Source organism: Streptomyces sp. NPDC052040 (assembly GCF_044548405.1).
GTDB lineage: Bacteria > Actinomycetota > Actinomycetes > Streptomycetales > Streptomycetaceae > Streptomyces.
Genome location: NZ_JBIUBV010000013.1, coordinates 1 through 21024, shown reverse-complemented (window position 1 = coordinate 21024; position 21024 = coordinate 1). Strand labels below are relative to the sequence as shown.

The following is a 21024-nucleotide window of genomic DNA, read 5'->3' as shown; positions in this document are numbered from 1 at the left end:
GTCAGCCCGCCTTCACATGGGTCCAGGCGGTGTCGCGGGCGTTCTCCGCCGCGCGGCTGCCGTTGCGGAAGAACCGGTCCTCCCGGAGGTCGTCCGGGGTGACGAGGCACTCGGGGAACGGGCCGACCAGCTTGGCGTAGGTCTTCTCGGTCCCGGCCACCGGCATGGGGTATCCGATGTACTCGATGTTCTTCTTCACGTTCTCGGGCCGCAGCATGTAGTCGATGAACAGCATCGCGGTGCCGGGGTGCTGCGCGTTCCAGGGGATCGCGTAGCAGTCGGAGTTGATCGGCGTGCCCTCCTTCGGGGCCTGGAAGCCGAACACCGAGGGGTCCTTGGCCTGGTTGAGCATGGCGGCCATGTCGCCGCTCCACGCCTGGGTGATGAAGGCGTTGCCGTTGAGCAGGTTGTTGTAGCTGTCGCTGGAGAAGCCCCGCAGCCGCGGGCGCAGGGTGCCCAGCAGGCGGGTGATGCGGTCCAGGTCGGCGCGGTCGCCGGTGCTCACGTCCAGGCCGAGATCGAGGGCGCCCATGCCGAGCACCTCGTCGCGGTCGTCCAGCAGGAAGACCTTGCCCCTGGCCCGGTCGCTCCACAGGTCCTTCCAGGAGCCGGTGAGGTCGCCGATCTTGTCGCGCCGCCAGCCGATGCCGGTCTTGTAGGCGGTGAAGGGGACGGTGTGCGCGGAGCCGCGGTCGTACCACGGGTCGGCGAAGTAGGTGTAGGAGCCGAATATGGCTTGCGTGCAGGGGAGTTGCGTGTGGTCGATGCGGCGCAGCCGCCCGCCGCGGATCAGGCGCTGGGCCCATTTGGCGCTGGGGAAGATGATGTCGTAGCGGTTGCCCGCGTTGAGCTTGGCGACCATGCCCTCCATCGAGTCGAAGTTCGACTGGACGACCTTGACGCCGTATTCCTTCTCGAAGCCCTTGAACACGGACGGGTCGACGTAGTCGGCCCAGTTGAAGTAGACGAGATCGCCGTCGGCGCGCGCCTTGACCGGGGCGAGCTGCTGGGCGTCGGGTGTCTTCGCAGGCATGAACCCGCACCCGCCGACAGCGGCGCCGAGCAGGCCGTAGGCGCCTGTCCGCAGTATGGCGCGTCTGGTCGGTGGGAGTACCTGGCGGTGCACGGAACGTCCTCTCCGTCGAGGAACGGCACGACTGCTCCAGGGCTGGACCGGATGGTCGGCTCACGGAGGCCCTGACTCCGTGGGAATGACCGGTCTGGGGTGGAGGCGAGTGCGTTCAGCGGGAGAAGGGTAAGTCCGGTCGGCGTCGGAGGGCGGCCGGAGTGCCGGGGGCGGTCACTGCCCGGACCCGTCGAGGTCGTCCCGGACCCGGCGGGCGAACCAGCCCACGGCGGCCTCGCGCTCGGAGAGCGGACCCGGTTCGCAGCCGGGAGTGGTCAGCCCCGTCTGCACGCGCTCCACCAGCTCGGCGTCCTCGTCGTTGGTGACCCAGCCGATGCGGATGTTCAGCCGCCGGGCCAGCCGGGTGCGCATGCTTTCCCCGTGCTTCGTGTAGAAGGCGCCGGGAATCGCCGCCCGGTCCTGGGCGGTGGGGAGAGCGGTCCAGGCGAGCACATGGTCGGGGTAGAAGTCGATGAGCGTGTTCGGGTAGATCACGGCGTAGCGCCATACCCGCCGGTCCGCCTCGGTCAGCCCCGGCATCGGGGTCGCGAGCCGCTGGTAGAGACGTTCGGTCCAGTTCGAGGACGGTTTGTCGCGCAGCGGCGACTCGAACAGGACATAGTTCTCCCGTACGTCCACCGTGTACGCCTGGTAGTCGAGCAGCCGCATCAGCGCCGGGTGGGCGACGGGGACGTGATAGCCCTCCAGATAGTTGTCGACGATCACCTTCCAGTTGGCGTTCTGCTGCTCGGCGGTCCTGGTCTCGTGGATGCGGTATTTGCCGACCGGCACCAGGCCGGTCCCGGCGTAGTGGCCTACGGCCTCGGCGAGGCCCGCGCAGCTCTCGGCGAGCGGCGTCGCCTCCAGATCGAGGTTGACGAAGACGAAGCCGAGGAACGACTCCACATTGACCGGATGCAGTCCGAGACGCGGCTTGTCCAGGCAGGGGATCCGGCGGGCCTCCGGGGCCCCGACGAGGCTGCCGTCGAGCTTGTACGTCCAGCCGTGGTACGGGCAGCGGATCGCCTTGCCCGACGGCTCCGGCGCGGACACCAGGCGCGTGCCGCGGTGCCGGCAGACGTTGAGGTGGGCGGCCAGGCTGCCGTCCTCGGTCCGTACGACGAGCGCCTCCCGGCCGGCAACGGTCGCGGCGAGGCGCGCGCCCGGCCCGGGGAGGTCGGACTCGTGGCAGACGAGCTGCCAGGACTTGGCGAAGATGCGCTCGGTCTCCGCCTCGGCGAGGGCGGGGTCCGTGTAGTAGCGGGCGGGCAGCGCCGTCCCGGGACTGCCGACGGCCGACTCCGGTTCGCCCGGTGGGGCGGCGGATGGGGCAGATGGGGCAGGAGTCATTGTGGCTGCCCGTGTGGTCAGGGGCTTCATGGGTCCTCCTCCGCGCCGCAGCGGCGGCGATGGGCGGTGAGGCTGTACCAGGGGCGGGTACGGAGCGATGCGTCGTCCGGCCCGAGCGAGCTGACTAATTGGTTAGTCAGACTCCGGCCACAGTGGCGTGAAAGTCAAGACTTGTGGACTGACTAATTAGTTAGTTAGTGTCATGGCAGGTTGACGACCCGGCCACTCGGACCAGTCCCGTCGCCTTCCGCGGCCCGCACAGGCCGTACGCGCCCCGTCCCGTGCCCGAACGGCACGCAAAGGGATCCGGCCGCCCCGGCCGCACCCGAGAACCCAGCTCTCCACCCCTCCCACCGCCTGCCCGGCCCCGCCGGACGCACCGCACACGGCTCCCCGCCCCTCTTCTCCCGGCCCGGAGCAACCCCACCACGTCGTCGCCGCGCACCCCCTCGCCGGACCATCCGGAGGCGGTGCGGACCCGGAGGCACGCATGAGCGCTCGCCGAAGTCTCGTATGGCTCGGCCTCACGCCGGAGCCCGAACAGGAACTGCCCGCCGCGGTCGCGGCCCTGCGGGCCCCCGCCGCCCGCCGCCCGCCCGCCGCCCTCGTCGCCGCCGAGCGGCAGCGCGTCGAACGACTGGTGCTGCGCGGCACCCAGCGCAGCTGGCTGCGCTACCTCGGCGAGGTCACGGGCCTCGTGGTCGACGCCGCGGCCGGTCCGGCCACCGCCGACCCCCGGCCCGCCCTGCTGGCCGCCGAGGTCGTCCTGGACCACCACCGCATGCTGATCGGCCTGCCCGGCGCGGGCTACGCCCGCACCGCGGCGCAGCGACGGGACCTGGAACACGCGCTGACCCGCCTCACGGCACGGCACCGCCCCGCAGCCTCCCGCCGCCACGGCCACTCCGAGCCCAGGAGCCCCGCATGACCGGCGTCCACTCCCTCCTCCCCGACGGCCACCCGGGCCTCCTCCTGCCGCCGGGGCAGCACGAGGACCTGCCCCGCTACCTCGCGGCCGGAGGCTACGCGCCGCTGCCCGATCCCGAACCGCTGCTCGACCGCGTCGCCGGGGCCGGACTGCGCGGCCGGGGCGGCGCCGGATTCCCCACCGCCGTCAAACTCCGCGCCGTACGCGACGCGGCCGGACCTGCCGTCGTCGTCGCCAACGGCGAGGAGGGCGAGCCGGGTTCCGTCAAGGACCGCTGGCTGCTGCGCCACCGCCCGCACACCGTCCTGGACGGACTGAGGCTGGCCGCCGCCGTGACCGGCGCCCGGCGCACCGTCGTCTACCTCTCCGACACCGCCGCCGAACGAGCCGTGCGGCGGGCCCTCGCCGAGCGGCCCGCCGACCCGCGGGTCGACGTCGTGCGGACCGAGCACACCTACGTCGCCGGCGAGGAGACCGCGGTCGTACGACGCGTCGACGGCGGCCCGGCACTCCCGGCCGCGAAGCCGCCGCGGCCGTACGAGAGCGGAGTGGGCGGCGCGCCCACCCTCGTCGCCAACGTGGAGACCCTGGCCCGGATCGCCCTGCTGCACACCCACCCGGACGCCGACGGGGCCGCCGTGGCCGAGGGCCACCTGGTGACCCTCGCCGGTTGCGGCGGCCGCGCGGCGGCACTGGCCGAGGTCCCCGCCGGCACGCATCTGAAGGTCCTCGCCGACCTGTGCGGCCACGGCAGGGCCGAAGCGGTCCTGCTGGGTGGCATGTTCGGCGGCCTGCACGGCCCCGGCTGGGCGGACCTGCCGCTCGACCACGACCAGCTGAAGGCGGCGGGGGGCGCCCTCGGCTGCGGCGCGCTGCACTTCCTGGAGCCGGAGGACTGCCCGCTCGCCGTCGCCGCCGACGCCACCGCCTACCTCGCGGCGCAGAGCGCCCGCCAGTGCGGGGTGTGCGTCTCCGGCACCGGGGCGCTCGCGGCCGCCCTGCGTGCCGTCGCCGCCGGTGACGCCGCCGCCGACACGGCCGACCGGCTCGGCCGCTGGTCGGCACAACTGCCCGGCCGCGGCGCCTGCGGCCTGCTGGACGCGGCTGCCCGGGTCGCAGGCAGTCTGCTCGCCCACTTCCCCGGACAGATCGACGCCCACCAGGACGCCGGATGCGCCGCCTGCCGACGCGCGCGACCCGGCGACGGACACCGGTTCGCGGTCCGCGTCCCCTGAGCCGCACCCCCGCCCGCACGCTCCGAGCGCCGCACCGAAAGGACCGCACGATGAAACTCCTGCTCGACTCCACCCGCTGCCAGGGCTACGGCCTCTGCCAGGAACCCGCCCCCGAGCAGATCGACCTCGACGAGTGGGGCTACGCGCGGCTGCGCGAGACCGAGGTGCCGAAAGACGGCGAGGACGCCGCCGCTGCCGCCGTCGCCGCCTGCCCCAACTCCGCGCTCCGGCTGGTGAAGTGAGATGGGGCGCGATTTGACGGCGCTCTTCGACCCGGTCTCGGTCGCCGTGGTCGGAGCCAGCGACGACCCGGCCAAGTACGGCCACACCATCGCCGCTCAGGCGCTGCGCGCGGACGGCGGCCGCCGCCCCGTCCACCTGGTCAACCGCCGCGGCGGCACGGTGCTCGGCAGGACCGCCGCCCCCAGCCTGAGCGCGCTCGGCGAACCCGTCGGCCTGGCGGTGCTCTCCGTGCCGGTCTCCGGATTCGAGGAGACCGTGGACGAGGCCCTGCGGTGCGGCGCCCGGGCGATCGTCGCCATCACCGCCGGATTCGCCGAGACCGGTGAGGCGGGCCGGGCCCGCCAACTCGCCGTCACCGAACGCGTCCGCGCCGCGGGCGCCGTGATGGTCGGCCCCAACTGCCTCGGCATCGCCGACAACACCACCGGCCTCCACCTCGCCTCGGACACCTTCGCGTCCGGCCGGGTGGCGCTGCTCAGCCAGAGCGGCAACCTCGCCCTCGAACTCCAGCTGCGCTTCGAGCCGCACTGTCTCGGCTTCTCCCGGTTCGTCTCCCTCGGCAACCAGGCCGACATCACCCTCGTCGACCTGCTCGCCGACTGCGCCCGGCACGACGGCACCGAGGCCATCGCGGTCTACGCCGAGGACTTCGGTGACGGACGCGCCTTCGCCGAGGCCGCGGCCGACGCGGGAAAGCCGGTGGTGCTGCTCAGCGCCGGCCGCGGCGCCGCCTCCGCCCGCAGCGCCCAGTCGCACACGGGAGCGCTGACCACCTCGGCCGACGTGGTGGCCGCGGCCTGCCGCGACGCCGGGGTGGAGCTCGTCGCCACCCCGCGCGAGCTGACCGTCGCCCTCGCCGCGCTCAAGGGCGGCCGCCGGGCGGGCGGCCGCCGCGTGGCCGTGCTCACCGACGGCGGCGGCCACGGCGTCATCGCCGCCGACGTGGCCGAGGCGGCCGGACTGACCGTCCCCGAGCTCCGCGAACCCGCACAGCGGATGCTGCGGGACGTCCTGTGGGAGCAGTCCGCCGTCGTCAATCCCGTCGACCTCGCCGGCATGGGCGAGCAGGACCCCGGCTCGTACGCGGCGACCGTCGCCACGCTGCTGGCCGCCGAGGAGGTCGACGCCGTCCTGCTCACGGGCTACTTCGGCGGGTACGCCGCGGCCGAGGGCGGACTCGGCGGCGGGGGCTCGGCGCTCGCGGCCGGTGAGCAGGAGGCGGCCCGGCTGATCGCCGCCCGCCGGACCGACAGCGCCAAGCCCCTCGTCGTCCAGTCGATGTACCCCGGCTCGCCGAGCTGCCGCACCCTCGAAGCGGCCGGCATCCCCGTCTTCGACGCCACCGAGGACGCCGCCCGGGCCCTTGCCGTCACCGTGCCCCGTCCGCGCCGCGTCGGCGTCACCCCCCTGCCCCGCCCCGCGCCGCCGCTGCCCGGCACCGGCTACCTGGACACCCGCCGGGCCCTCGAAGCCGCCGGACTGCCCTTCCCCGCCGCCCGCGAGATCCACAACGACACCCAACTGCTGGCCGCCACCGAGGAGTTCACCGGCCCCTACGTCCTCAAAGCCCTCCATCTGCTGCACAAGTCCGACGCTGGCGGCGTCGCACTCGGTCTCGCCGGACCCGGGGAACTCCTCGCGGCCTTCCGCGACATGCACGCCAGACTCGGCGCCCCGTCCTACTCCGTGGAGGAGATGGCCGACCTGTCCGACGGCGTCGAACTGATCGTCGGCGTCAACCGCGACCCGCGCTTCGGCCCGGTCGCCATGGTGGGCCTTGGCGGCGTGCTGGCCGAGGCACTGCACGACGTCGCCTTCACACTCGCCCCCGCACCCGCCGACCGTGCCCTGCACCTGCTGCGCGGACTGCGCACCGCGTCCCTGCTCGACGGGGTCCGGGGCCGCCCGCCCGTCGACGTCGCCGCCGCCGCACATGCCGTGGAGACGATCACCGCGTTCGCTGCCGCCCACCCGGAGATCGCCGAACTGGAGGTCAACCCCCTGCTGGTGACCCCCCGCGGCGTCCTCGCCCTCGACTCCCGCGCCGTACCCGCCTGACCCCGCCCGCCGTCCCGCGACCGAAGAGGCCCCCATGGACATGAGCTACACCCCCGAGCAGGCCGACCTGAAGCGCCGCGCCGCCGAGTACGCGCGCCTGCTGATGCGCTACGAGGACCAGTCGGAGCAGGCGGGCGGACCCCTCCCGCGGGAACTCGTCGCCGAACTGACCCGGGCCGCCATGGACGCCGGTGTCTACGCCATCAACATGCCTGCCGAGTGGGGCGGAGCGGGCCTCAGCCTGCTCGACCAGGTCATCGTGGAGGAGGAGTTCGGCAAGGCGACCAACTGCCTGTGGGACATCCCCTGGCGGCCCGCCAATGTCCTCGCCCAGGGCGACGAGCGGCAGCGCGAGAAGTATCTGCTGCCCGTGATCCGGGCGGAGAAGTTCGACGCGTTCGCCGTCACCGAGCCCGGCGCCGGATCCGACCCCTCCTCGGGCCTCTCCACGGCGGAACGCGCCGACGGCGGCTGGCTGTTGAACGGTGAGAAGTGGTTCGTCACCTGCGGCGACATCGCCGACTTCCTGCTGGTCCAGGCGGATGCCGGACCCGACCGGCTGCCCACGCTGTTCTTCGTCGACAAGTCCGCCCCCGGCGTACGGATGACGCGTGTGCCGCACTTCATGCACTCCGCGGTCAATGGGCACCCCGAGTTCACCTTCACCGACGTGTTCGTCGCCGACGAGGACGTGCTCGGCGGCGTCGGCAACGGCTACGAACTGACCAAGGAATGGTTCACCGACGAACGCCTCATGATCGCCGCCCGCACCGTCGGCGCTGCCGAGCGGGCCCTGCAACTGGCCCGGGACTGGGCGGTGGAGCGGGAGCAGTTCGGGGCGCCGATTGCGTCGTACCAGCTGATCCAGGGCATGCTCGCCGACTGCGCCGTGGACATCGCCGTCAACCGCGCGTACACCCACCAGGTCGCCTGGGAGGCCGACCAGCCGCACACCGACCGCAAGACGCTGCACGCCAAGGCGTCCACCGCCAAACTCGCCGCCAGCGAGGCCGCCGGGCGGGTCGCGGACCGCTGCCTGCAGATCTTCGGCGGCCGCGGCTACGACCGCAGCTACCCCGTCGAGCGCATCTACCGCGAACTGCGCGTCGACCGGATCTGGGAGGGCACCTCCGAGATCCAGCGGCTGATCATCGCCAACGAGCTCATCAAGCGCGGCACCCGCGCCCTCGCCCTGCCCACGCACTGAGCCCGCCCCCAGGGACCCGGAACCCACCACCCGGAACCCGCCGCCCGGACCCGCCCCCCGGCACCCGCGAACAGAACGCGAACCGAACAGCGAGGACATCCATGGACTTCCGCATCACCCCGCGCCAGGCCCGGCTGAAGGCCGACGCACGCGCGCTGACCGACCTCATCGCCGCCTACGAGGTCGAGTGCGAGGAGAACAACGGCCTGCCCGCGAGCGCCCACGAGAAGATCCGCGACGCCGTGCTCGACTCGGGGCTCCAGGCCGTCAACATGCCAGCCGAATGGGGAGGCGCAGGACTCACCATCGCCGAACAGGTCACCGTGCAGGAGGAACTGGGCCGGCTCACCGGAGCCCTGTGGGACATGGTGTGGCGCCCCGCCAACGCCCTGCGCTTCTGCACCCCCGAACAGCGCGAGCGCTTCCTGGTCCCGGTCATCAAGGGCCGCCGCCGCGACTGCTACGCCGTCACCGAGCCCGGCGCGGGTTCGGACCCGCAGAACCTCGCCACCACCGCCACCAGGACCGACCAGGGCTGGGTGCTCAACGGCGAGAAGTGGTTCGTGACCGTCGGCGACCACGCCGACTTCATGATCGTGCTGGCCGCCGCCGGAGCCGAGCGCGCGCCCACGCTGTTCCTCGTCGACAAGGACACCCCGGGCATCGAGATGACCCGCGTGCCCCGCTTCATGCACACCTTCGTCTACGAGCACCCCGAGTTCACCTTCACCGACGTCCAGGTCGGCGAGGACGCAGTGCTCGGCGGCATCGGCGAGGGCTACGACATCACCCGCTCCTGGTTCACCGAGGAGCGGCTGATGATCGCCGCCCGCACCACGGGCGCGGCCGAGCGGGCCCTGGAACTGGCCCGGGACTGGGCGGTGGAGCGGGAGCAGTTCGGGGCGCCGATCGCGTCGTACCAACTGATCCAGGGCATGCTCGCCGACTGCGCGGTCGACATCGCCGTCAACCGCGCGTACACCCACCAGGTCGCCTGGGAGATCGACGCGTCCTCGGCCGAGGACCGCAAGCGGCTGCACGCCAAGGCGGCCATCGCCAAACTCTCGGCGAGCGAGGCCTCCGGCCGGGTGATCGACCGCTGCCTTCAGATCCACGGCGGCCGCGGCTACGACCGCTCGTACGCCGTCGAACGGCTCTACCGCGAGCTGCGCGTGGACCGGATCTGGGAGGGCACCTCCGAGATCCAGCGGCTGATCATCGCCAACGAACTGATCCGCCGCGGCACCGGCGTCCTGGACCTGCCCGTCGCATGACGCCCGCGGGGCCGGGGCCCCCACCGCCCCGGCCCCGTCAGCCCGGACCGCCGCCGCACAGGGGAGCTCAGGGGAGAGGAAGGACAGATGAGGGACAGATGAGAGACATCGAGCGCGTGGGGATCGTCGGCTGCGGCCTGATGGGTGCGGGTATCGCCGAGGTTTGCGCCCGCGCCGGGCTGCCGGTCACAGTCGTCGAACGCGACCCGGCTGCCGCTCGGGCCGGTCGGCAGCGCATCACCCGCTCGCTCGACCGGGCGGTCGAGCGCGGCGGGCTCGACGCCGAGCGCAGAGACGCCGCCGCGGCTCTGCTCACCATCGACGACGACCTGGACGCCCTGCACGGCCACGACCTGGTCATCGAGGCCGTCGCCGAGGACGAGAGCCTCAAACTGGACGTCTTCGCCCGGCTCGACGCCGCGATCACGGACGACCACGCCCTCCTCGCCACCAACACCTCCGCCATCCCGGTCGTCCGGCTCGCCGCCGCCACCGCACGGCCCGAACGCGTGGTCGGCGTCCACTTCTTCAACCCCGTGCCGGTGCTCCGGCTCGTCGAACTGGTCCCGTCGCTGCTCACCTCGCCGGACACCGTGGCACGTGCCGAGGCGTTCGTGACGGGCGTCCTCGGCAAGGAGGTGGTCCGGACCCGGGACCGGGCCGGTTTCGTGGTCAACGCGCTGCTCGTGCCGTACCTCCTGGCCGCCGTCCGTATGGTGGAGTCCGGCGCCGCGACCGCCGAGGACGTCGACCGCGCCATGGTCCTCGGCTGTGCCCACCCGCTCGGACCCCTGGCCCTGACGGACCTGATCGGCCTCGACACCACCCGGGCGATCGCCGAGTCGCTGTACGCCGAGTTCCGCGAACCCCAGTACGCACCGCCCCCGCTGCTGTCCAGGATGGTGGAGGCCGGACTGCTCGGGCGGAAGTCGGGGCAGGGCTTCCACACCTACGACGGGCGGCCGCGGGCCGAGGCGGCTGCGGCGCGATCACGGTGAGGAACGCCCGGGACGCGGGAACGTGCGCGACGTGCGGGACATGAGGGAAAATGGCCACGTCGTACGGCCACCGAACGAGGGGAGCGGCAGGGTGTCCACCAAGGAGCGCACCGCGGACTCGCGCGAGCGCATCCTGACCGCGGCGTGCGAGGTCATCGCGGAGATCGGCTTCGAGAAGATCCGCATGCGGATGGTCGCCGAGCGGGCGGGAGTGTCCACGGCACTGCTGCACTACCACTTCGACACGCGCGAGAAGCTGTTCACCGAGGCGATGGCCCACTCCTTCGCCAGCACGGCACTCGACGCCGAGCGCGACGTGGAGACCGCCCCCGCCGCGGTCGTCCTCGCCCGCATCCTGCGCAGCCTGCTGCCCACCGATCCCGAACTGCGCCAGGACTGGCGACTCTGGCAGGAGCTTTGGGCCCGGTCCCTGCGCGACGAGACGACCCGCACCTTCGCCGTGGACCTGTACGCGCAACTGCATGCCTGGGTGGCCGGAGCGGTGCGGCGCGGCATCGAGTCCGGCGAGTTCGCGCCGGTGGACGTGGACGAGCTGAGCACGCTGGTGCTGTCCCTCAGCGACGGCTACGGCATCAGGCTCATGCTCCGCGACCCGACCGTCACCCTGGACGGAGCCCTCACATCCATCTGGCGTCAAGCGTCCGCCGCACTGGACCTGCCCGACGCGATGCCGACCTCTTGACCGCACCCGGTTCTGTGCCCGCCGACGCACACAGAACGGGAAGCGTTCGACGACCGACCGTGCCCATGCGGCACTGAAACACCTGCGCAACCACGGCCAGTTCCAGCAGCACGCCGCACCCCTGCCGCTGTTCACTTCCGTGACCGGGCGCGCCGTTCTGCTGGGTGGCCGACCGCTGTCGGCAGCACGGGATGTAGGCAGTCTGTCGGTGTGATGTCGGCGGACTGGTACAAGGTTGTGAGCATGACTGAGCTTCTTGCATCGTCTGATGACGGCCGCCCCATTACCGCTCTCGACGCCGGATCCGGTCCGAACCTGCTGGTGGTCCATCCAGGCGGCGGAGATGCGACGGCCTGGGACGGCGTCACTCGCCACCTCACCGACGACTTCCGCGTCGTCAGGATCCGACGCCGGATCTACGTTCCCGAAGCAGACATCGCGCTACCTCACTCGATGAGCATCGAGGCAGCCGACATTGTGGCCGTCGCGGATCTCCTGGAGCCCCCTGTGCTTCTTGTGGGGCATTCCTCGGGCGCCGTCGCCGCACTGGAAGCAGCATTGCTGGACCCATCAAAGTTCGCCGGACTCTTCCTCTACGAACCTCCCATTCCCACAAGGGAGTTGATCGTCGGGACAGCGGGAGCACGTGCCCGTGCCGCGTTCGACGGGGGCGACCCGGTCGAGGCGATGCGGATCCATATGCGGGACATCGTGCGCATGCCCGCGACCGTGGTCGATGCCATGTTCGCCGACCAGCACATGCGAGCAGCGTTGTCCGCGTACGCGGCGGCACAGATCGCAGACAATGAAGCGATCGACGCGCTCGGCGTCGGTATTGATCGCTTCGCGACGCTCGAAACCCCGACGACCCTGATCGAGGGCGATCTCAGCCCCTCACACCTGCGTGAACGTCTGGCCGACCTGGCGGCAGCCCTGCCGAATGCGCGAATCGTCACGCTCGCTGGCCAGGGACACGTCGCCCACCTTGCCGCTCCTGAAACCCTGGCCAACACCATTCGGGACATGGCGGGACAAGTTCTCGACCTATGACTGGTTCCGTAACCGCACAGGCTCGCCGGGCTGGTCAGGCTGCGGGCGCCAGGGGGCGCCCTCCCCAGCGGATGCCCTTCTCGCCGCGGAGCGGGCGCGTTCCTTGCGCTGGGCGGCGCGGCCATCGGAGTGACGGGCGGGTCCATCTCGGTGGGAGTGGGGAGTCGTGTGCTGAGCTGGGATGGCTGGGTGAGCTGGCGCAGGGCGTTGGGTCCGAGGTTTGCCGTAATTCTGCTGACGCCGAAGATCGCTGGGGCGGGTCCTGCCCCCGAGTGATACCGGCAGATGTGCGACGAACACGGCGCGGGTGAGGGCCGTTTGGTGCAGTCCGACGTCAATCGGGTTGGCTGGTCCGGGTCATGCTGCCGGGGCGGTCAGGACGGCCTTGGCTGCCAGCCGGAGATTCCTGATCATCGGGTTCGGGTCGCCCTTGCGGCTGACCAGGACGACCTGGCTGGGGGGAGCGCCCTCGATCGGGACGGTGACGAGGTTGGGGCGTAGTGAGCTGCGCCGATCGCCGGCCGGTAGTACGGCGATTGCCCTGCCGCTCGCGACGAGTTCGAGCTTGTCCTCGTAGCGCTCGACCGGCGGCACGTCGGCCCCGAGGATCCGGTAGGAAGTCCAGTCGGCGGTCTCGAACGCGCACGGCGCCGCTTCCTCACCAGCCAGTTCTTCTGCGGTCACCGACTTGCGGTCGGCCAAGGGGTGGCCGAGCGGGACCGCGAGCATCCGGGGCTCCTGGTACAGCGGGGTGGTGACCATGTCGTCGGCAGCGAGCGGCAGCGGGGCCCGCGCAATCAGGGCATCGACGCGCTTCTCGGACAGCGCGCCGACGTCGCGGCAGCTCAGGTACTGAGTGGTGATCTCGGCGTCCGGGTAACGCCGACGCAGTTCCCGTACGGCGGCGGTGATCACCAGGTCTTCAACGTAGCCGATGGCGATTCGTTCGGTCTCGGCTTGTTCCCGCACGGCCAGCTCGGCCTGGCGGGCGGCCTGCAGCAGGGCTTGAGCCCGGGGGAGGAACCTCTCGCCGGCCGGAGTGAGCCGGGTGCCCTGGGGCACGCGGTCCAGCAGTCGTGCACCGAGATGCTTCTCGAGCCGTTGGATCTGGCGGCTCAGCGCCGGCTGGGCCACGTGCAAGTCGGCGGCGGCCCGGCCGAAGTGCTGGTGCGCCGCCACCACGGTGAAGTAGCGCACCAGCCGCAGTTCCAGGTCATGTCCGAGATCGTTCACCCGTCCAGCGTACGCGTCATGCCGTTTCGGAATGATGAGGTTGCCGAACCGGTCTTGGACAGCCACGCCGTCCTGGACCTTGACTGAAGGAGCAACGTTTCTCCCAGGAAAGCGACAGGCGCGATGAAGGCGATTCAGTTCCACGAAGCGGGCGGCCCGGAAGTTCTGCGGTATGACGAGGTGCCGGTTCCCGAGATCGGCCCGGGCGAGGTCCTCGTCCAGGTGCATGCGGTGGGCATCAACCCGCCGGATTGGTACCTGCGGGAAGGGATGAAGGTCATGCCGGCCGAGATGAGGCCGGCGCTGGAGTTTCCCCTGATCCCCGGAACGGACATGTCGGGCGTGGTCCGGGCGGTCGCTCCGGACGTGCTGGGGTTCGCCGTCGGGGACGAGGTCTTCGGTATGCTGCGGTTCCCCGGACTTGACGGCCGGACGTACGCCGAGTACGTGGCCGCGCCCGCTTCGGACCTGGCTCACAAGCCGTCCGGTATCGACCATGTGCAGGCGGCTGGGGCGCCGATGGCCGTGCTCACGGCGTGGCAGTACCTGGTTGATCTGGGCCACGATGTGCCGTCTCCTTTCACCGGCCAGGTGCACCAACCGGTGCCGATCACGCCAGGAATGACTGTGCTGGTCAACGGGGCCGCCGGTGGAGTGGGCCACTTCGCGGTGCAGCTGGCGAAATGGAAGGGGGCCCACGTCATCGCGGTGGCCTCGGGTCGGCACGAGCAGTTCCTCAGCCAGCTCGGCGCCGATGAGTTCATCGACTACACCAGGACTCGGGCTGCGGACGTGGTCAGCGGTGTCGACCTGGTGATCGACACTGTCGGTGGCCCGGACAGCTCACGCTTCCTTACCGTTCTCAAGCGCGGCGGCACCATGCTTCCGGTGTTCTTCGCTCAGTACGACCCGGAAGAGACGGCGAGTCTGGGTATCACGGTCTCGAACATTCAGGTGCGTTCCAACGGCCCTCAGCTCGCCGAAATCGGGCGCCTGTTCGACGAGGGTAAGCTCCAGGTCGGGGTGGACAGCACCTACCCGCTCCCCGACGCGGGCAGCGCACACACGCGAGCCGCGCAGGGCCACCTCCAGGGCAAGATCGTGCTGACGGTGGTCCCATGAGCTGGCCCCTCCGCTCGGTCAGTAGCTGCTGCACAGCGTCCATCCCGCCGTCACCGGTCAGCAGCGGGCTGTCTCTCGTCGACGGGCGTCTCAAGCCGGGCCCCGCCTCTTCGACGCCCAGCAGGCCGGCGCCGGCGACCAGCAGCTTCAACAGATCGCCGCCGAGGGGGCTCAAGGAGGTGTACTTCCAGGACAACGGCCGCCGCGCAGGCCAGTTGGAGGAGGTTCGCTTCACCGACATCGAACACCTGGAGTTCGACCTCTGACCCACCGTTGCCTGGAGAGTCCCGACCGCAAGCACTCGAGCCGAAGCACGGTAGTTGTCTCATGGGCAGCCTTGCTGTCACTGCCTGGTAGCGGGCTGCTGTTCGAGACGGTGGGTTCCCGTGCGAGCGGGGGTGCCTCGGTGGCGAAGGAACGTCGCCGCTGCGTGAGCGCCGCCGTGCGGGATCAACCGCGGGCTGAAGGGGCGGCCGTGGTGCGACTGCGGCTGGTGCCTCATCGGATGAGCCGGATCTGCGGGTAGCGGGGTGAGGGGTGTTGGAGCAGGTGGTTGTCGAGGTGACGTAGATGAAGGTCGAAGAATGCTCGTATGTAGGCGCGTTGTGCGTGGATGGCGCGGTGCGGATCGAGGGTGCCGATTGCTTGTGTCACCTGGCTGGGCGTCAGCCCGAGGAGGGGTGCGGCCTGGGGCAGTAGTGTTTCCAGGTCGGTGAACGAGGTGTGGGTGGAGTTGGTGAGGGCCAGTTCGCGTTTCCAGCCGGACTGGCTGTTCCAGAACTGGTCCCAGCTGGGATCCTCCGGGCCTGGGCCGAGGTCACTGCCGAAGAGAAGGAATGGCCGGTCGGTGCCGGTGGTGACGGGTGCCAGGAGGCTGCCGTCCAGGTTGACGCCCGCCCGCAGGCGCCGGTCGGCGCGGATGGCTGCGGCGGCTGTGGCGCCACCGAGGGAGTGGCCGAGCATGCCGACGCGGGACAGGTCGAACGCGCCGGCGAGGGTGGGTGGCAGGAGTCGTCGTCCGGCGTTGAGCGCGGTGAGCTGGTCCAGTACGAACCGGGTGTCCGCTGTGCGGACAGCGAGGGCCTTGGCGATCAGGGCGTCGTCGATGTCGCCGGTAAGGGCGAAGGGTTCCACCCGGCCGCCGGGAAATTCGACTTGGTCGGCGTCGTAGGTGTGGTCGATGGCCACGACCAGGTAGCCGTGGCTGGCCAGTTCCTCGATCAGAACAGTGCCGAGACTGCGGTTGCTGCACAGGCCCGGTGAGTACAGGACGATCGGCCTCCCGCACCGGCCGTGGTCCACCGGTGCCGCCAGGCGGGCGTGCGTGGTCGGCAGCAGCAGGGTGCCGGACACGATGCCTTGTTCCCGCTCGAAGACGGGGACGGAGCCGGGTGACATCCACGGCGCGCGCGGGTGGCCATGGGCGGTGTGTGCCGGGTACCAGAGCTGGATCATGAGTTCCCGCGCCGGGCGGGAAGCCTGCCAGGGGTCGACGCGCGCCCGGTCGACCAGGTGCAACGAGACCGTGCCCAGGGGGTGCGGACCGGTTGGTGCGGGCAGTCGGAGCCGCACCGGAGTCGGCGTGGGGCTGGCGCCGGTCGGTGAGGCCGTGGAGGGGCGCGACTGGGCGGATACCGCGGTGGTCATCGAAAGTGAAGTGATGGCTGACGCCACGGCAGTACGGAGCAGTGCCCGGCGGGTCGGGAGCCGTCTCTCGTTCAACATGACCAGAATGTAAGGTGACCTTTCCATCAAGTCAAGACTGCTTGACTTGATGGAAAGGTCACCTTACATTCATTGCATGGCTAAGCAGGTAGAGCAGGACCAAGTGACGCGCGCGGCCCGCCGCGCTGTACTCATCGACGGCATCCCCGTGTCCGCTTTGGGTGTGATAGCCCTGGCCCTGGGCAGCAACCCCGACCCGAGCACCGCCCAGAAGGCGTGGTGGATCGCGACGACCGCCGTCTTCACCCTCGCGATCGTCTGGGTGCTGCTGCGGGCATTCCGGCGCGCGGACGAATACCTGCGCAGGATTCAGTTGGAGAGCATGGCTGTCGCCTTCGCCGCGGTCCTCGTGGGGCTGCAAGTGGCCACCCTGCTCGATGCCGCAGGCATCATCCAGCTCCGTCAGGTCGCGCAGTTGATCCTCCTTGGCGGCGTGGGCATCTGGATGACGATCGCCGACCTGCGTACCCGCCTGGGCCGGTGACGGCCCCCTGTGAAGAACCGACTGCGTGAACTACGTGCAGCTCGCCGGTGGAGCCAGGCCGACCTGGCCGACCGGTGCCAAGTCTCCCGACAGGCCATCAACGCCATCGAAACCGAGCGTCACGATCCCAGCCTGCCTCTGGCGTTCACCATCGCCGACGTCTTCGGCCTGACCATCGAGGAGATCTTCCGTCCCGACCGGACGGAGACGACGGACAACCCGGCCTGACACCGGGCCTTTTCAGCCGGACCCTTCGGGGGTGTTGTCGACCAGGCGAGCCGAAGGGTGGCAGTGGTCCTGCTGGATCAGTTGACTCAGCTTGTCATTTATGGTCCGGCGTCGAACGCGGATCGAACTTGGTCAGCGTTTTCGCAGTTCGGCGGACGTGTCAGCGGCCTTCGTCTGATCCTGTGCTCCGTCACAGAGTGGATCAACACGAAGGCCGTGGCCGTGAGTTTGGTGCATCAGGGCGTCCTGCGGGATGCGTTCGCGGAAGTGTCACACTTCCGGTCGGAGCTGTATGCGTGTCTGACCGCACGGGGCGACGCGTTGTTCGAGTTGTGCGACGCGTTGCTGTGCACGGACGGGCCGGTGCGGACGCTGGTCGATCTCGCGCTCGCGCCCGAACACCGCCGTGGGCACGGAGCCCTGTACGGCGGACTCAACCAGGGCCGGATCGACGTCGCCCGGCTGCGTCGGGCCCTGGCCGGGGTGCCGCTGCCCAGGGCGGCGGACGGCCGGCTCGTGCTGGCGGTGGATGTCTCGCCCTGGCTCCGGCCGGACGCCAACACCTGTGCCGACCGGGCCTTTTGCCGCACGTTCGGCCGGGGTGAGGGCAAGCATCAGGTGGTGCCCGGCTGGCCTTACTCGGTGGTGGCCGCGCTGGAGACCGGCCGTACGTCCTGGACAGCGGTGCTGGACGCGGTGCGCCTGGACCCCGGCGCCGACGTCGCCGCGGTGACCACGGTCCAGCTCCGCGAGGTTGTCGAACGGCTCGTCGCCGCCGGCCCGTGGAAGCAGGGCGACCCCAACGTCTTGGTCGTGCTGGACGCCGGATACGACGCGCCCCGCATCGCTCACCTGCTGGGCGACATGCCCGTCGAGATCCTGGGCCGACTGCGGTCGGACCGGGTGATGCGCCGACCGGCGCCCTCGCTCAAGGAGTACGCCCTGTCCTATCCCCAAGGCGGGCGACCGCCGAAGCACGGCGGCGAGTTCGTCTTCGGCGACCCGGCCACCTGGGGCACCGGGCAGGCCGTGACGGTCACCGACACTCGCCGCTACGGGAAGGCGACCGCGCAGGCGTGGGACCGGCTGTATCCGAGACTGACACGTCGGGCGGCCTGGCTCGACCACGACGGCCCGCTTCCTCTCATCGAGGGCACTGTCATCCGTCTGGTCGTGGAGAAGCTGCCCAGCGGCGGGGTCAACAAGCCGGTCTGGCTGTGGTGGTCGGGCACCCACGCCACCACGGGCGACGTGGACCGCTGCTGGCAGTCCTTCCTCCGCCGCTTCGACACCGAGCACACATTCCGCCTGTTCAAGCAGACGCTCGGATGGACCAAGCCCCGGCTTCGCAGCTCGGAAGCAGCCGACCGGTGGACCTGGCTGGTGATCGCCGCCTATGCCCAGCTCCGGCTCGCCCGCCCGCTGGCCGCCGACCTCCGGCGCCCCTGGGAGAAGCCAGCCGAGCCGAACAGACTCACTCCTGCCCGCGTCCGACGGGGGTTCAGGAACCTGCGCACGAAGACCGGCACTCCTACCGGTGCACCGAAACCGTCCCGCCCTGGACCCGGCCGTCCGGCGGGCTCAAAGAACCGTCACCCCGCCCCCCGTCATGACGTGGGCAGAGTCCTCGCGACCGGCGAGGCGTATACCCGTCCCGCCCATCACAAGGTGGGCACCAAGCCTCGCCGCACAGCGTGAACCCGCAGCGCACGCCCCTATGACAATCGATGCACCTCCCACCAGGCAAAATGAGCGACATGGTCAACGACGGGAACACCAGCTTCGTGCTGCCGCGCGGGGCGACAGGCTTCTTCTGGCCGAAGGAGGGCCCGCTCCCGAAGACCGACCTGCGGGCGTTCCGCACCGCTCTGTATGCCGCTGCCCGCGGCGCCGGAGGCAAAGTGGGCGAGGTGGAGGAACAGGCATACCCTCGGACCTTCCACACCGCATCGGTCGTCGGAGGCGCAGGCGAGAGCATCGTCCCGTGTCCCGCTCATCACCCCTGGATCGCCTTCGCCCAGACACGTCGGAACTGGTACGGGGAGGAGTTCCTCGCACCGCCTCCGTGGGCTCACGCCTTTACCGACGCGGGCTTCGACGTCCTGAGCAGCGAGTTGCTTGCTACACCGCTATCCGACGTGGACACCTCAGAGGTCGTTCTCTTTCCGAACCTCATGTGCGGTTTCCGCTGGTCAGGCGTGAAATGGGGGCTGGCACGGAAGTCTCGGTCCGTTGCTGACCGAGATGTCGTGGGGGTGGCGGATGCCGTCGATGCGGGCGGTGTTGGAAGCGCGGCAGAAAGCCGCGGCGGTGCGGGTGGAGGATCTCGAAGCCGAGCTGGAGCGAGTGCGTGCGGCTCTGACGGAGGCGGAGGAGGTGCTCAGACGCCGGGTGATTGGCCTGGAGCAGTATCTGGAGGCGCTGGCCGAGGAGGATGCGCCCGCCGAGGCCGTCGTGTCGCCCAGGAAGCCGGTGGGGCCGCGCCGGGCGGTGCCTCACCGCCAGGACGCGGCCGGAGCCGAGGTGCTGTCCGTGGACTACCAGGCGTTGATGGCCGCCGCCTTGGAAGCGGGAGCCGATGGGCTGGGTGCCCGGCGGGCGGCGGTGGTGCTGGGCTGGGACAGCGCCTCCGCTTCCCGTGTCGAGGGAGCGCGGGCCCGGCTGAAACGGCTGGTGGAACGGGGCTGGCTGGTCGAGGAGAAGCCGGGCAGGTTCATGCTGCCCGCGCCTGAGCAGGACGCTGTCGGCGCTGGGCGGCCAGACGGCGGCTCATGAGCATGGTCATCGACCACAGGACGACGGTCTCGCTGGTGTCGGTGCGCCGTTCATAGTCACGGACCAGCCGTCGGCTGCGCAGGAGCCAGGCGAAGGATCTTTCGACGACCCAGCGGCGGGGCAGGACCTGAAAACCTTGGACGTCGTCGCTGCGGCGGACGACGTCGAGGACGACGCCGAGGTGCTGGACGGTCCAGTCGGTGAGGTGGCCGGTGTATCCGCCGTCGGCCCAGACCCGGGCCAGCCGCCGGAAGTGACTCTTCGCCGCGGGCAGCAGGACGCGGGCCGCGTCCCGGTCGGTCGTGGATGCCGGCGTGACCAGCACGGCCGGCAGGAGCCCGAGGGTGTCGGTGAGCAGGTGGCGTTTGCGCCCGTTGATCTTCTTCCCGGCGTCGTATCCCCGTGAAGCGAGGGGGACAGTGGCGTCCGCCTTCACCGACTGCGAGTCCACGACCGCCGCACTCGGCTCCGGGCTGCGGCCCTCTACCAGGCGAACGGCCTCGCGCAGCCGTTCATGCAGCTCGGCTACCAGCCCCGCATCCCGCCAGCGGGCGAAGAAGGCATACACCCGCGGCCACGGCGGAAAGTCAGACGGCATCGCCCGCCATTTGATGCCGTTGTCGACGAGGTAGCGCACAGCGTCGATCATCTGCCGGTGGCAGTAACCCTCTGGCCGCCCGCCCCGGCCCGCCAGCCATCCCGGCACTGGCAGCAGATCCCGCACCGACGCCCACTCAGCATCGCTCATGTCCGAGCCGTACCGGGGCCGGCGCTCTGGCCGGTCGGCCGCGTTCCCGAACCGATGGGCGAGACAGTCACACCCAGGAGTGGACGGACTGGACCCGGCAACCACGACCACGCGACACTTCGACAACAGGGCCTCTTGCTTCTCGCTGGACTCGACAACCGCGAGCTACCAAGAGGCCCTTCCTCCATGCCCCACCAGCCCACCAGTCACCCGATCCAGGACCCCGTTCGAACCAGACCGAGCGCACGACCGGATAGAGAACGGGCAGTCAGTGCTCGGTCCGGGCGAGTGGCGTGAGGTCCGCTTCTACGGCATCACGACATTGGGCGGAGTCCTCTTCAACGCATGGGACTGATAAGCAAGGCAGAGCCGTTAAACGACAAGGTCAGACCATGTCCTATTGTGGTGAGGCGGTCGTTGGGCTGTATATGGGGCGGGGGGCGTGGAGTTGGATTGTTCCGGACGGGCTGTGGGGGAGCGCGAAGCCGCTGATCCCTCCGTCGAGGGTTCGGCCGCAGGGTGGGGGCACGCAGGGCA

19 protein-coding genes and 2 pseudogenes are annotated in these 21024 nt (G+C 70.6%); 16 read left to right on the top strand and 5 right to left on the bottom strand.

What is annotated here, in order from left to right:
* Window position 1: 1 nt before the first annotated feature.
* A complete protein-coding gene (locus ACIHAA_RS23490) occupies window positions 2-1033 on the bottom strand; it encodes a spermidine/putrescine ABC transporter substrate-binding protein (protein WP_399820243.1) in 1032 nt (343 codons plus the stop codon).
* Between the two features lie 267 nt (window positions 1034-1300).
* Window positions 1301-2506 carry an SRPBCC family protein gene (locus ACIHAA_RS23485; RefSeq protein ID WP_399820241.1) on the bottom strand — a complete coding sequence of 402 codons (1206 nt, stop codon included), beginning with the start codon at window positions 2504-2506 and terminating at the stop codon, window positions 1301-1303.
* A 460-nt stretch (window positions 2507-2966) separates the two neighbouring features.
* Here ACIHAA_RS23485 and ACIHAA_RS23480 point away from each other — a divergent pair, with 460 nt between their 5' ends.
* From ACIHAA_RS23480 to ACIHAA_RS23440, 9 genes are all read left to right on the top strand, one after another.
* Window positions 2967-3404, top strand: a complete 438-nt coding sequence (locus tag ACIHAA_RS23480; RefSeq protein WP_399820239.1) for a hypothetical protein — start codon at window positions 2967-2969, stop codon at window positions 3402-3404.
* Window positions 3401-4639 (top strand): NADH-ubiquinone oxidoreductase-F iron-sulfur binding region domain-containing protein, encoded by a 1239-nt coding sequence (locus tag ACIHAA_RS23475; protein WP_399820237.1) that lies wholly within the window; start codon window positions 3401-3403, stop codon window positions 4637-4639. The genes ACIHAA_RS23480 and ACIHAA_RS23475 overlap by 4 nt, the downstream gene beginning before the upstream one ends.
* A gap of 50 nt (window positions 4640-4689) precedes the next feature.
* Window positions 4690-4881: a ferredoxin gene (locus ACIHAA_RS23470; RefSeq protein ID WP_399820235.1), complete on the top strand. Its 192-nt coding sequence runs from the start codon at window positions 4690-4692 to the stop codon at window positions 4879-4881.
* A 1-nt stretch (window position 4882) separates the two neighbouring features.
* Window positions 4883-6940: an acetate--CoA ligase family protein gene (locus tag ACIHAA_RS23465; protein ID WP_399820232.1), complete on the top strand. Its 2058-nt coding sequence runs from the start codon at window positions 4883-4885 to the stop codon at window positions 6938-6940.
* A gap of 34 nt (window positions 6941-6974) precedes the next feature.
* A complete protein-coding gene (locus ACIHAA_RS23460) occupies window positions 6975-8147 on the top strand; it encodes an acyl-CoA dehydrogenase family protein (RefSeq protein ID WP_399820229.1) in 1173 nt (390 codons plus the stop codon).
* A gap of 101 nt (window positions 8148-8248) precedes the next feature.
* A complete protein-coding gene (locus tag ACIHAA_RS23455) occupies window positions 8249-9421 on the top strand; it encodes an acyl-CoA dehydrogenase family protein (protein WP_399820227.1) in 1173 nt (390 codons plus the stop codon).
* A gap of 98 nt (window positions 9422-9519) precedes the next feature.
* Window positions 9520-10419: a 3-hydroxybutyryl-CoA dehydrogenase gene (locus tag ACIHAA_RS23450; protein ID WP_399820224.1), complete on the top strand. Its 900-nt coding sequence runs from the start codon at window positions 9520-9522 to the stop codon at window positions 10417-10419.
* A 91-nt stretch (window positions 10420-10510) separates the two neighbouring features.
* Window positions 10511-11122 (top strand): TetR/AcrR family transcriptional regulator, encoded by a 612-nt coding sequence (locus ACIHAA_RS23445; protein WP_399820222.1) that lies wholly within the window; start codon window positions 10511-10513, stop codon window positions 11120-11122.
* A gap of 243 nt (window positions 11123-11365) precedes the next feature.
* Window positions 11366-12172: an alpha/beta fold hydrolase gene (locus ACIHAA_RS23440; RefSeq protein WP_399820220.1), complete on the top strand. Its 807-nt coding sequence runs from the start codon at window positions 11366-11368 to the stop codon at window positions 12170-12172.
* A gap of 357 nt (window positions 12173-12529) precedes the next feature.
* On the opposite strand, the gene ACIHAA_RS23435 is transcribed toward ACIHAA_RS23440, so the two are convergent.
* Window positions 12530-13405 carry a LysR family transcriptional regulator gene (locus ACIHAA_RS23435; protein ID WP_399820218.1) on the bottom strand — a complete coding sequence of 292 codons (876 nt, stop codon included), beginning with the start codon at window positions 13403-13405 and terminating at the stop codon, window positions 12530-12532.
* A 123-nt stretch (window positions 13406-13528) separates the two neighbouring features.
* Between ACIHAA_RS23435 and ACIHAA_RS23430 the strand changes: the two genes are divergently transcribed.
* Both ACIHAA_RS23430 and ACIHAA_RS23425 read left to right on the top strand, forming a co-directional pair.
* Window positions 13529-14527, top strand: coding sequence for an NADP-dependent oxidoreductase (locus tag ACIHAA_RS23430; RefSeq protein ID WP_399820216.1), 999 nt, complete (start codon window positions 13529-13531; stop codon window positions 14525-14527).
* A gap of 91 nt (window positions 14528-14618) precedes the next feature.
* Window positions 14619-14793: pseudogene (locus tag ACIHAA_RS23425) on the top strand (XRE family transcriptional regulator); the annotation flags it as partial.
* Window positions 14794-15025: 232 nt separating this feature from the next.
* Here the strand turns inward: ACIHAA_RS23425 and ACIHAA_RS23420 are convergent.
* Window positions 15026-16174 (bottom strand): alpha/beta hydrolase family protein, encoded by a 1149-nt coding sequence (locus ACIHAA_RS23420; RefSeq protein WP_399820214.1) that lies wholly within the window; start codon window positions 16172-16174, stop codon window positions 15026-15028.
* Window positions 16175-16328: 154 nt separating this feature from the next.
* Between ACIHAA_RS23420 and ACIHAA_RS23415 the strand changes: the two genes are divergently transcribed.
* The 4 genes from ACIHAA_RS23415 (at window position 16329) to ACIHAA_RS23400 (ending at window position 19739) form a co-directional block, all read left to right on the top strand.
* Window positions 16329-16736 carry a hypothetical protein gene (locus tag ACIHAA_RS23415; protein WP_399820213.1) on the top strand — a complete coding sequence of 136 codons (408 nt, stop codon included), beginning with the start codon at window positions 16329-16331 and terminating at the stop codon, window positions 16734-16736.
* Between the two features lie 9 nt (window positions 16737-16745).
* Window positions 16746-16964: a helix-turn-helix transcriptional regulator gene (locus tag ACIHAA_RS23410; RefSeq protein WP_399820211.1), complete on the top strand. Its 219-nt coding sequence runs from the start codon at window positions 16746-16748 to the stop codon at window positions 16962-16964.
* Window positions 16965-17186: 222 nt separating this feature from the next.
* Window positions 17187-18662 (top strand): NF041680 family putative transposase, encoded by a 1476-nt coding sequence (locus ACIHAA_RS23405; protein ID WP_399820533.1) that lies wholly within the window; start codon window positions 17187-17189, stop codon window positions 18660-18662.
* Window positions 18663-19235: 573 nt separating this feature from the next.
* Window positions 19236-19739, top strand: coding sequence for a hypothetical protein (locus tag ACIHAA_RS23400; RefSeq protein ID WP_399820531.1), 504 nt, complete (start codon window positions 19236-19238; stop codon window positions 19737-19739).
* Here ACIHAA_RS23400 and ACIHAA_RS23395 read toward each other — a convergent pair.
* A complete protein-coding gene (locus ACIHAA_RS23395) occupies window positions 19678-20487 on the bottom strand; it encodes an IS5 family transposase (RefSeq protein ID WP_399820209.1) in 810 nt (269 codons plus the stop codon). The two genes, ACIHAA_RS23400 and ACIHAA_RS23395, sit on opposite strands and share 62 nt — an antisense overlap.
* Before the next feature lie 428 nt (window positions 20488-20915).
* Here ACIHAA_RS23395 and ACIHAA_RS23390 point away from each other — a divergent pair.
* Window positions 20916-21024, top strand: a pseudogene (locus tag ACIHAA_RS23390) (IS5/IS1182 family transposase); the annotation flags it as partial.